Origin of the sequence: Chlorobium sp., from assembly GCF_021740465.1 — a bacterium.
Taxonomy (GTDB): Bacteria; Bacteroidota; Chlorobiia; order Chlorobiales; family Chlorobiaceae; genus Chlorobium.
Genome location: NZ_JAIOZR010000035.1, coordinates 1 through 11619 on the forward strand (window position 1 = coordinate 1; position 11619 = coordinate 11619).

The following is an 11619-nucleotide window of genomic DNA, read 5'->3' on the forward strand; positions in this document are numbered from 1 at the left end:
GGGCCGATCGGTCGGATCACTCCCTTTCTTCAGGCTCTTCAGCCCAGGCGTAGATAAAGCCACCCTTGGCGAGTCGCCTGGCGACCTCTTCGATCTCTCCCGTCGATACCACGAAACAGCCGTTGCTTCTGCCGATTCTGGGCCCTTCGAAGGTGACGAGGTTCAGGAGAATGTAGTGCAGCGACACATAGCCTGCGGAGTGCAGCACAATGTCGCGACGCAATGCGTTTCCGTTGCGTCCCGGTTCCAGCCCTTCGAGACGCAGGGCCGTGCCGTGATCGCCGCTGTAGGTTTCAAGCACCTTATAAAGCCCCAGACTGCTCATGTTCGATTCGGGAGTGTCTGAAAAACGCCTGGCGTACAGTTCGCCGGATCTCCTGCCGTGCGCTACCCGATAGAAGCGCTGTCGGCCAGTTTCCAGGTCGATGATCGCCATGCGTTTCAACCAGGAGGGTTTCGAGTAATCTGCGACCGCGAGCATGCGGGGCCTTTCCTGCGGGCTTGTTCTCCGGTAGGCATCGAGTGCCGCATATGCAGCCCGGAAGGCTTCGGGCGACACCTTTTCGGAAAGCAGGAGCAATGTCGTTCCTGCAAGCAAAAGGAGTGCAAGGATACCTGAAGATGTGACGATTGTTCCTTTTCGGAGCATGGTTTTGTGATCCTATCCGGTTGTTCTGACAAATGTTCCGTTCTGGAACTCCTCGAAAGCCCGCCGCAGCTCTTCACGGGTGTTCATGACGATCGGTCCGTGCCAGGCGACCGGTTCGTTGAGTGGATTGCCGGAAATCAGGAGAATGCGCAGCGGATCGTCCTCGGTGGTCAGGGTGACGCCATCTCCGTCGCCGAAGAGCACAAGGGTTTCATTTTCGAGCAGTGCTGAGGACTCCATGTCGAAATAACTCACACCTTCGGTGTCGTACCCGAATGGTTCGTCCTGATTGCAGAACAACCCTTTTCCGGCAATGACGTAAGCGAACGCCTTGCGGCCGCCTGGAATCCTGCGGCTGAAGCTCACGCCCGGAGGGAGGGTGATGTCGAGATACTCGGGGTCGATGGCAATTCCGGTGACCGGTCCCAGGGTTTCGTCGTATTTGCCGCAGATGATGCGGATCTCCACTCCGTTATCCAGATGGAGTGCGGGTATTTCCGAGGATTTGACGTCGCGGTAACGGGGTGGGGTCATTTTTTCCGATGCGGGCAGGTTCGCCCAGAGCTGAAAGCCGGCAAGTGCTCCGCGTTCATTGCCGAAAGGCATTTCTTCGTGTATGATGCCGCTGCCGGCAGTCATCCACTGTACATCTCCGCCGGAAATGATGCCCCTGTTTCCCATGCTGTCGGCATGTTCGACATATCCGTCAAGCACGTAGGTGATGGTTTCGATTCCACGATGCGGGTGCCAGGGAAAGCCTTTCAGGTACTCTTCGGGATTGGCCGAGCGGAAATCGTCGAGCAACAGAAAGGGATCGAAGAGAGGGAGCTGGCTAAAGCCGAAGGCTCGCTTCAGGAGCACTCCGGCACCTTCGAGAACAGGTTTGCTTTTGAACACCTTGCTGATTTTTCTCTGGGTATCCATGCTCCGGCTCCGTTTTTGCAGCTGTGAAAGGTACTTTTTACTGAGAACCTTTTCATGGGGCTTACAAGTTCAATACAAGTTCAATATCCCCGCCACGAATGAAATAGCGCTGTTCTGTCTCGCGGGTAATGTGTAACTTGCCGGGGCAGGCAGTTTCAGTAAATTAAATACGTTAATTAGAAAGGTATGGCACAGAAAACCCTGAAGGTGATGTTCATCGGAGATGTTGTCGGCACTCCCGGACTGAAGATGGTCGATCTCTGGCTGAAAAACTTCATAAAAAAGTATGGCGTCGATTTTGTCGTCTGTAATGGCGAAAACGCCCATCACGGAAAGGGAATGAGCCTCGAAGCACTCAACCAGCTTCTCGGGGCGGGGGTCGATGTCGTGACAGGAGGGAACCATACCTGGAGCAATTTCAATTTCTTCGATACCCTGAAGTCCCACGCCCAGGTTTTACGTCCCCTGAACTATCCCAAGGGTACGTACGGGAGAGGTTACGGAATTTACAGGCTGCCCGAAGGTATGGGCAACATCGCCGTGATCAATCTTCAGGGGAGAACCTTCATGTACCCGATAGACTGTCCGTTCAGAACTGCAGACTGGGTGCTCAAACAGATCAAGGAGCAGGTAAAGGAGCCTGTGCGCTTTATTTTCGTCGATTTTCATGCGGAAGCGACGGCGGAAAAGATCGCTCTCGGCTGGTACCTCGACGGACGGGTATCGGCGGTTCTGGGAACCCATACCCATATACAGACGGCCGATGAACGAATTCTTCCGAAAGGCACCGGTTACTGCTCGGACGCGGGAATGACGGGCCCGCATCAATCGGTTATCGGCATGCAGATCAAATCGGCGACCGACAGAATGCTCTACCAGACGCCGCACAAATACGAATGTGCCGAAGATGATGTGCATTTTGCGGGGATCGTGCTCTCCCTGGACCGCTCAAACGGAAAAACGGTTGGTATCCAGCGGATATTCTATCCGGAATTCGATCGCGGAGAGATAGCCGGATAGCTGAAAATCGGTTACGTGTTACGGAAAGGATAACGAAAGAGCGGAAGCGGACTTATGGCCCACTTCCGCTCTTCCAGCTAACCGCCCACTATCGGCAATCTTCCCGGCTACTGACTACTGAATACCGACATCCTACCGCAGACCCTGCTCGAACTCCTCGGCGACGATGACATCGTCCTGGCTGCCAATATAGAGCGGGGTTCTCTGATGCAGGGCGGTCGGCTGGATATCGAGAATCCGGTTTTTGCCGTCGGTGGCTCTTCCGCCCGCCTGTTCGCAGATGAAGGCGAGCGGGTTTGCTTCATACATGAGTCTCAGTTTTCCGTTTTCATGCGTGGTGGTCGGAGGGTAGACAAAGACGCCCCCGGTCAGCAGATTGCGGTGGAAGTCGGCGACCAGCGATCCGATGTAACGGGTGCTGTATGGGCGACCTGTTGCGGGGTCCTCCTCCTTGATATAGTCGAGATATTTTTTTGTGCTTTCGTTGAACTGGGCGTAGGAGCCTTCGTTGATCGAATAGTATTTGCCCCGTTTCGGAGTGACGATGTTTTCGTGGGAAAGCAGGAACTCGCCGATGGTGGGGTCGTAGGTGAAGCCGTGTACTCCGTGACCGGTGGTATAGACCATGACGACCGATGAACCGTAGATGACGTAACCGGCGGCAACCTGATCGCAGCCGCGCTGCAGACAGTCGGAGATGCTTGCCTTGCAGGGATCGTCGCCCTTGAGTTTGTATATGGAGAAAATGGTGCCGACACTGACGTTGACGTCGATATTCGACGAGCCGTCAAGAGGATCGAAAAGCAGCGCATAACTGCCGGTTTCATTCTTCGGAGGAATGATGATACTGTCGTTCTCCTCGGAACCCATCACGGCGAAACGCCCATGCTGGCCGATGGCGTTGATGATCTTGTCGTTTGCAAACAGATCGAGCTTTTTTACCTCCTCGCCCTGAACATTGGTGCTGCCGGCGAAACCGAGAATATCGACAAGACCGGCTCTTACCACTTCTCGCCGGACAAGTTTTGCGGCAAAAGCCACATCGTTGAGCAGATCGGTCAGTTCGCCGGTTGCTTCAGGGAAGAATTTCTGCTGTTCAAGTATGTGCCGTTCAATGGTGACGAGGTTCATGCTCGGGATTTGGTATGGTTGACGATGGTTTTTCGTGGGCTGTGTTGAAAAACTGTAGCATGTAATGTAGGGTATTTACCTGCATTTTTCAAATGCAGGGAGTTGCCGCAGCCGTCACTCTTTTTGTTAAGGGGCACTGAAAATGTTATATAGAGTGTCTTTTCGATCTGCAAGTCTATACCTTTGCCGTATGAAACGTTATCGCTGGAAACTGCTTGAACCGGATGAGCAGACGGTTGCCGCTCTTTCGGAAGTGATCAATGTCAGTTTTCCGGTGGCAAGAGCGTTGTGCAACCGCAATGTCACCTCTTTTGAAGAGGCGAAAGCTTTTTTTCGTCCTTCGATCGGGCAGCTCTCCTCTCCTTTTCTGCTGCAGCATATGGAACGTGCTGTCGGCCGTGTGCTCGAAGCGTTGCAAAAGAGGGAGAAAATTCTTCTCTATGGGGATTACGACGTGGACGGAACAACCGGAACCGCCCTGCTTTGTCTGTTTCTCAGGGAGCAGGGGGCTGATGTCTCCTACTACATCAACGACCGGTTCACCGAAGGGTACGGATTGTCTCCCGAAGGGATCGCTTCAGCCGAAGAGTCGGGGGTGAGGCTCATTATTACCGTTGACTGCGGCATCCGGGCGGATGAAGCCATTCTGCGCTGCCGGAAATCAGGTATCGATGTCATCGTATGCGACCACCATGAACCGCACGAACTGCCCCAGGCGTTTGCCATTCTCAACCCGAAAGTACCGGACTGCAGCTATCCATTCAGGGATCTCTGCGGATGTGCGGTTGCCTTCAGGCTGGTGCAGGCCCTGGCCGAAAGGCTTGGCAGCGGAGAGGAGAGCTGGAGCAGGTATCTCGATCTTGTCGCCATTGCAACCGCGGCCGACATGGTATCGCTTGAAAAAGAGAACAGGATTCTTCTCAGCGAAGGTCTTCTGCGGCTGAGAACTTCGCGGCGCCAGAGTCTCGGCAGCATGTTTTCGCTTATAGGGATCGATGCCGATTCGCTTGGCATGTACCATATAGCATTCGGTATCGCGCCGAGAATCAATGCGGCCGGGAGAATGCAGTCGGCCAGGCTTGCTGTCGAGTGGCTGCTTTCCTCCACCGAAGAGGGAGCAAGGAGTGCGGCTGAGGAACTCGAGCGGATAAACCAGCAGCGAAGGACGATCGATGCAGCGATCTTTGCAACGGCAGACCGGATGGTTGAGGGCCATTTTGCATCCTTCTGTTCCTCGATCGTGCTCTATGATGAGGGCTGGCATCTCGGGGTGCTTGGTATTGTAGCATCTAAAATGCTCGAAAAGTACTACCTTCCGACCGTCATCATGGGTAGTATGAACGGCATGATCAAAGGATCGGTAAGGAGTGTAGAGGGGCTTAATATTTACGAGATACTTCAGGAGTGCAGTGATTATCTCGTGCAGTTCGGCGGCCATAATCAGGCTGCGGGCATAACCCTCCGGCCTGAAAATCTTGAGGGCTTCAGAAAGAAATTCGATGGAATATGTGCCGGTATGCTGCCTGCCGAGAGGCGCCAGAAAGAGCTTCAGATCGACTCCCGTCTCGATATTGATGAAATCACGGCGAATTTCATGAACGTGCTCGAACAGTTTACCCCCTACGGATATGGAAACCGTGAACCGCTTTTCCTCTCTTCCGGTCTTGAACTCGCCGGAAAGCCCAGGCTGCTCAAGGAAAAACATGTGAAGTTTTCAGTGAGAGGCGGAAACGGAAGATTGTTCGATGTTATCGGTTTTGACCGTCCGGACATATACAAGGTTCTCGAAGCCGATCCGGGAGTCAGGTTTTCCATGGTCTACTCGCTTGAAAAAAGGAGCTGGAACAATCGCGAACAGTGGCAGATTCGTCTCAGGGATCTGGACGCAGGAGGCGTGCACTCGTTAACGGTTGCGTGAAGGCTGAGGGAAGACGGGAATGGTTCCGGTTTTTCCCGCCAGTTGGTGGATAAGTGTTTGTAAAAAAAGGCCGTACAGGAGAGGGTCTTTCTAAGTTATTTTATTTTAATATTTTACGACAGTCCCGCTTTTTTGTCTTCATGTTGAGTGAATGTGGATAACTTGTTGGCCGCTCTGTGGATAACAGATGAAGAGCCAGGATTGGCGCGGGTGTACAGGTGAAGGATTGCATGAACGCCCTGTCTTTAAGGCAGGGCGTCAGCCGTAAAAGAGTGGGCGGCTTACTTGTTTTTCACTACCACCGTCGCCATAAGCGAGGCTTCGCAGACCAGCTCGCCCCTGACGAAGGCTTTGCCGTCGAACTGGCAGACGGTTCTTCGCTTGTTGGTCATGACCGCTTCGATGACGAGCGTGTCTCCCGGCAGGACGGGCTTGCGGAAGCGGGCTTTGTCGATACCCATGAAATAGACCACGCTCTCCTTGATATTTTCGTTGCCGTTCAGCATCATGATTCCTCCGGTCTGGGCCATCGCCTCAAGGATCAGTACGCCTGGCATGATCGGATTGCCGGGGAAATGCCCCTGGAAGAAGGGCTCGTTCATGGTCACGTTCTTGATGGAAACGATTTTCTCATCGAGCTTGAACTCGACTATCTTGTCGATCAGGAGGAAGGGATAGCGATGCGGGAGGATGTTCTGAATGGCATTGATGTCGAACACCACTCCGGCTTTCTTTTCATGCTGGTACTGTCGCGCAAGCTTGTTCCTGTCGGCATACTTTTTCAGTTGCTTGACAAACTCGACGTTCGAGGCATGACCTGGTCGAGCGGCCAGAACCTGCGCCTTGACCGGCATGCCAAGCAGGGCGATATCTCCCAAAAGATCGAGCAGTTTGTGGCGTGCAGGTTCATTGCTGTAGCGGAGTTCCCTGTTGTTGAGAATTCCGTTTTTGCCCGATACGAGATTGGCGCTGTCGATGCCGAGTTTTTCGGCAAGGGAGTTCAGCTCATCCGTCTGCATGGTTTTATCGACAATAACCACTGCGTTGTCGATGTCTCCCCCCTTGATGATTCCCTGGTTGGCAAGCGCTTCGACTTCACTGAGAAAGCAGAATGTTCGGCTTGGCGCAAAGTCTTTCATGAACTCGTGCTCAAGATCGAAGAGCCCGGAATGCTGCGAGCCGAGCGCAGGATTTTTGTAGTCCACCATGACGGTCACCCTGAAGCTGTCGAGGGGCAGGGCTACAATATCGACCTGGTTTTCCGTGTCGTGATACTCTACCGTTTCATCGATGACAAGGTAATTTTTCGGTTCGTCCTGTTCCTCGAAGCCCGCACAGAGAAGCAGCTCTGCAAAAGGGTGTGAACTTCCGTCCATGACCGGAGGCTCGGGGCCGTTCATTTCGATGCAGCAGTTGTCGATTTGCAGACCGTAAAGCGCGGCGAGCACATGTTCGGTCGTATGAACCTTCACGCCGTTACAGGCTATGGTCGTGCCGCGCAGAACATCGACGACATTGTCGATAAGGGCGGGAATTTCAGGGCTGTTTTCGAGGTCAGTACGTACAAAGCGGTATCCGTAATTGGCCGGGGCTGGTTTGAAGGTGATGGTGCATGCCTTTCCGGTATGAAGGCCTGTTCCCTGGAGCGAAACTTCTTTTTGCAGGGTGCGCTGATGAATAAGCATAGTATGGTCTTTACTTTCTCTGCCCGGTTCGGGGACAGCGGAAAATGAAATCGAATGAAAAAGCTGAAAACTTATAAGATAACAAAGAACACAAGGGTTTCAAACCTGCAGTTTCCCGGCAGTGAAAAGGGTCAGCGTACTCTTTTGATGACCCTGTTTTCGTAACGGAGCACATTCATTGAGCGGTTGACGTTACCTCCGCCGAACTCATAGCTGATATAGTGCGCTTTGAAAACAGGCGCACTTTGCAGCGCACGGGCAAGATCACGGTTTTTATCGAGTGGTTTCAGGGCAAGAAGGTTCAGAAGATAATCAAGAGTGTCGTACCCGTACCAGAAATATGAGGAGAGCGGAGCGTTCCACAACAGATGCTGGTTTTTTGCGATCTCGGCAGTCTTACCGCCGTCGTATTCGGTATGGTAATCGGTGAAAATGGTAATACCTTTGGGAATCCGCTCCCTGAAACGGTTGAGTACCGTTTTTTCATCCCATATGCCCGAACCTAACAGATGCTTATAGGCTGTTCCCGAGGATTCGAGAAGTGAAAGGGTTCTGTCGATGACTGCAGGCTTGTCCATCGGAAGATAAAGCGCGTCGAAGGATTTTCCCCGGAGGTTGCCGATCACCGTTTTTACTGCAGCGGAATCGGTAGTCGTGCCGATAGAGGCATAGACGACTTTTTTCGTTCCGGCAAGTTTGAGCTCGTCGAGAAACCCTTTTGCCATCTCTTCAAGATGGGGGCTTTTTTCGGCTATGGCCGCAGCCGTTGCTGGTTTCGATATTTTCAGCAGTTCACGGGCGGCAATGCGGCCCCGTTCTTCATGCGTCGGGTTCAACTGGAAGCACCAGGGATTGTTTTCCGTTATCCGTCTGTCAGTTGCGGTAGGGGTGATGAGCGGTATTTTCGCACTTTTTGCCGCATGAGCAGCATCAACAGCTTCTGCACTGAAGAGTGGCCCGATAAGGAGCGTAGGCCGGTGGCTTTCAATGAGTTTTTCTGCAGGGTTCTTTTCGTGGTCGGATGTCGATGCTGTTGCTGTGTTTACAAGCAGATCGGGCTGGTTTATCTGCTGTTTGAGCAGCCTGTTGTGCAAACCGGAAAAAACACGGTTTCCTGCAGGCAGGGGAGATGAACGGGAATAAACCGTGAACTCCAGGGGAAGCAGTATGCCGATGCGCCTTTCTTTCATGGCTCTCTCGGTAATGGCTTTCTGCTGCTGTTTCAGCGACAGGAGCAGCTGGCGGTGGAGCGGGCTGATCGACGGAGATTTGAGCAGGGTGTCTACAAGAGGCAGCGAGCTTTTGAATGCACTGGTGTTATTTTCCCGCAAATATTTCTGCATGCGTTCATTGAGGAAAAATGCCTGCAGATCAGGCTCTTTCGCGACACGTTCGAGAGCTGTGATTTCATCGGCGTCGAGCATGGTGCAAGCTATCAGACGCGCATTGCCGAGCGCTGTTTCGCGTACTTTTTCCATGCCTGCCGGAGCGGCCGAAACCCCTACATTGAGATAGTCGAGTGCGGCGGGAAGCTTCTGACCGAGTTTCAGGCGGCACGCCGCGAGGTCGAAATGCGCCTCATAGATGGTTGCTGGTTCGAGTCCTGTTGCTGCGGGATTTTTCAGAAGCAGTTCGAGCTGTTCGGCAGCTCCTTTCGCATCCTGCTGCATGAAAAGGCTTTTTGCAAGCCAGAGCCTTGCCGCATGCAGGCTTTTCGATTTCGGGTTGCCGCCCGAGTTAATCGCGATCTCTTCAAATATCTTCCTTGCCTCGGCATACTCCTTCCGGACGAAGAGTGTTTTACCTTTTACCATTTCTGACTGCAGATTGCGCTCTGCCGGTTCCCCGACTGCGGCAGGCTGCGGGTCTTTTGCCGCTTCCGCTCCAGCCGGGCGGGACTGAAGAGCGAGAGCAAGAAGCAGGGTGCAGAAAAAAGGAATTTTATTCATCATGGTTGCAATGGGTGTTCCGGACAGAAATGCTTCAATGCCTTTTCAAGCAGCATCGGATGTGTGGTCGCGTTGCCGGCAATGATGCTCTGTTTGAGAAATACGTCAGTGCGGCCTTCGAAATCGGTGACGGTTCCTCCTGCTTCACGAACGAGCAGAATACCCGCAGCAAAGTCCCATGGGTAGAGTTTGTATTCCCAGAAGCCGTCGAAACGGCCGCAAGCGGTGTAGGCAAGGTCGATGGCAGCCGATCCGGCCCGGCGGATTCCTGCGGAATCATGGATCACCTCTTTGAGCATGGCTACATAGGAGTCAAGATAATGATACTCCTTGAATGGCAAGCCAGTTGCGATAAGAAAACTTTCCCTGTCGCACCGTGACGACACGTTGATGGGGGAGCCGTTCAGAAAAGCCCCTCCGCCTTTTTCTGCGGTGAAGAGCTCCCTGAGAACGGGCTGATAGACGACACCGCACAGAATATCTCCTCCTGTGTCGCGGAGCGCTATACTGATTGAAAAAACCGGAAAAGAGTGAATAAAGTTCAGGGTGCCGTCGAGCGGATCGACGATCCATGTCCTGCCGGATTCCCCTTCGGCAATGGTGCCCTCTTCGCAAAGCATGCTGTCATCGGGGAACGCTGTCGTTATCAGCGAACTGATTGCGGCCTCGCACGCCTTGTCGACCTCGGTGACGAAATCCTTGAATTCCTTCTGCACGATCTCGAGGGAGGAGAGCTCCCCGAATTTCCGGAGGGTGATTTCGCCTGCGGCTTTCGCGGCCTTTACGGCGGTATCGAGTTCTCTGCTCATGGTGTACTGATCGAAGTTTCGGTGCCGTTTGCATATAGTGGACGGCAATATAACATTTTGCCGAATATAGACAGTCTGCGTCTTCCTTGACCGGCAGGAGCACCACGAAACGAAAAGAGGGGAATTATAGGACGGGGCTATCTGTTTGTTTGATAAACCGTTAATTTTGACACCCATTACCATGAAAACCACTCTCCCGAAGCTCGCGCTCTCTCTTGCGCTCTGTTTTACCGCCGCCTTCACCGGAAGTCTCTTCACTCCTGAAAAGGGTTCCGCATGGTATTACGGGGAGCTCGTCAAGCCCTCATGGAATCCCCCCGACTGGCTTTTCCCTCCGGCATGGAGCCTCCTGTTCCTGCTGATGGCGATAGCGTTCTGGATGGTGCTGAAAGCGGGCCTGGAAAAAAACGAGGTCAGGACGGCAATCGCGTTTTTCGCTCTGCAGCTGTTCCTGAACATGAGCTGGTCAGCAGCGTTTTTCGGGCTGCAGAACCCTCTTGCCGGCCTTCTGGTGATCATCCTGCTCTGGCTTGCCATAGTTATGACCATCGTGCGTTTCAGGGCGGTTTCAGCCACGGCGGGTTATCTGCTTGTGCCGTACCTGATGTGGGTCAGTTTTGCCGCGTTTCTGAACTATACGATTTGGCAGCTCAATCCCTGATGCTGCCGCTATGTATTTGTTGCGAAACCTGATTGCTTCGTTGGGCGGTGCTCGAAATCCTCATGTACTACGTGTACATTCCGGTTTCTCCGCTCCGTCCGCCTTGCACTCAGGCTTCTCACGACAATACATAGAGGCCCCTTCATGAGCCGTAAAAGGTGAGCCGTAAAAGGTGGGCCGTGAGCGGTGGGTGGTGAGCCGGAAGACCAGGTTCAGTCCCGTAGGGACGGTATATCGGTAGCGGGGGGGGGTGCAACCCCAAATGCTCTGTCGTCGATCGACGAACCTCTGCTGATTGAAGCCCATCGTGAAATTCCTGGTCGGAGTCGTCCTGCACATCCATACAATGAGATAACCCTGTAAAAGGAAAACAATATGATCATTCAGGTCAACACGGATAGGAATATCGAAGGCAACAGAGAGCAGGCGATCCGGATCGAGAGCTTAGTGGAAAGCAGCCTGGCGCGCTTTGGCGATAAAATAACGCGGGTGGAAGTTCACCTTAGCGATGATAACAGCGACAAGAAATTTGGCACGGAGGATAAACGTTGCTTGCTTGAGGCTCGTCTCGCCGGCCTTCAGCCTCTCGCGGTGAAACATCAGGCGGCGACTATGGAGCAGGCCGTCGACGGTGCTTTGGACAAGCTGACACGTTCCATTGACGCCACCCTTGGGAAGCTCGGCAACCAGTAATGAGTACCGCTCCAGAGGAGCGGCATATCGGTAGCGCGGGATGGTTTCAGTCCCATAGGGACGGTATATCGGTAGCGCAGGGTGAAACCCTGGGTCAGAAGCAGCCCCCAAACGATTGGTTTCAGCTCCGGAGGAGCAACCCCGCGGCACAGAATACCCTAAAAAATATGTTTTTAATGT

General features: G+C 53.3%; 10 protein-coding genes. 4 read left to right on the forward strand and 6 right to left on the reverse strand.

Features of this window, described 5'->3' with window-relative positions:
* Positions 1-16 precede the first annotated feature (16 nt).
* Positions 17-649, reverse strand: a complete 633-nt coding sequence (locus K9G39_RS10930) for a murein L,D-transpeptidase catalytic domain family protein (protein WP_292004960.1) — start codon at positions 647-649, stop codon at positions 17-19.
* Between the two features lie 12 nt (positions 650-661).
* A complete protein-coding gene (locus tag K9G39_RS10935) occupies positions 662-1573 on the reverse strand; it encodes a pirin family protein (RefSeq protein ID WP_292004961.1) in 912 nt (303 codons plus the stop codon).
* Between the two features lie 186 nt (positions 1574-1759).
* Here K9G39_RS10935 and K9G39_RS10940 point away from each other — a divergent pair, with 186 nt between their 5' ends.
* Positions 1760-2593, forward strand: coding sequence for a TIGR00282 family metallophosphoesterase (locus K9G39_RS10940; RefSeq protein ID WP_292004962.1), 834 nt, complete (start codon positions 1760-1762; stop codon positions 2591-2593).
* 132 nt (positions 2594-2725) lie between these two features.
* Here the strand turns inward: K9G39_RS10940 and fbp are convergent, their stop codons facing one another.
* Positions 2726-3724 (reverse strand): class 1 fructose-bisphosphatase, encoded by a 999-nt coding sequence (gene fbp / locus K9G39_RS10945; RefSeq protein ID WP_292004963.1) that lies wholly within the window; start codon positions 3722-3724, stop codon positions 2726-2728.
* 190 nt (positions 3725-3914) lie between these two features.
* Here fbp and recJ point away from each other — a divergent pair, with 190 nt between their 5' ends.
* Positions 3915-5642: a single-stranded-DNA-specific exonuclease RecJ gene (gene recJ, locus K9G39_RS10950; protein ID WP_292004964.1), complete on the forward strand. Its 1728-nt coding sequence runs from the start codon at positions 3915-3917 to the stop codon at positions 5640-5642.
* A gap of 281 nt (positions 5643-5923) precedes the next feature.
* Here the strand turns inward: recJ and K9G39_RS10955 are convergent, their stop codons facing one another.
* The 3 genes from K9G39_RS10955 to K9G39_RS10965 all read right to left on the reverse strand — a co-directional run bounded on the left by K9G39_RS10955 (position 5924) and on the right by K9G39_RS10965 (position 10085).
* Entirely contained in the window at positions 5924-7327 is a 1404-nt protein-coding gene (locus tag K9G39_RS10955; protein WP_292004965.1) for a bifunctional UDP-3-O-[3-hydroxymyristoyl] N-acetylglucosamine deacetylase/3-hydroxyacyl-ACP dehydratase, read from the reverse strand.
* 131 nt (positions 7328-7458) lie between these two features.
* Entirely contained in the window at positions 7459-9279 is a 1821-nt protein-coding gene (locus K9G39_RS10960) for an ABC transporter substrate-binding protein (RefSeq protein WP_292004966.1), read from the reverse strand.
* Positions 9276-10085: an inositol monophosphatase family protein gene (locus K9G39_RS10965; protein WP_292004967.1), complete on the reverse strand. Its 810-nt coding sequence runs from the start codon at positions 10083-10085 to the stop codon at positions 9276-9278. The genes K9G39_RS10960 and K9G39_RS10965 overlap by 4 nt, the downstream gene beginning before the upstream one ends.
* Positions 10086-10266: 181 nt before the next feature.
* Here K9G39_RS10965 and K9G39_RS10970 point away from each other — a divergent pair, with 181 nt between their 5' ends.
* Together K9G39_RS10970 and K9G39_RS10975 are read left to right on the forward strand one after the other, a co-directional pair.
* Positions 10267-10746 carry a TspO/MBR family protein gene (locus K9G39_RS10970; protein ID WP_292004968.1) on the forward strand — a complete coding sequence of 160 codons (480 nt, stop codon included), beginning with the start codon at positions 10267-10269 and terminating at the stop codon, positions 10744-10746.
* A gap of 375 nt (positions 10747-11121) precedes the next feature.
* Positions 11122-11439, forward strand: a complete 318-nt coding sequence (locus K9G39_RS10975) for an HPF/RaiA family ribosome-associated protein (RefSeq protein ID WP_292004969.1) — start codon at positions 11122-11124, stop codon at positions 11437-11439.
* Positions 11440-11619: the final 180 nt, after the last annotated feature.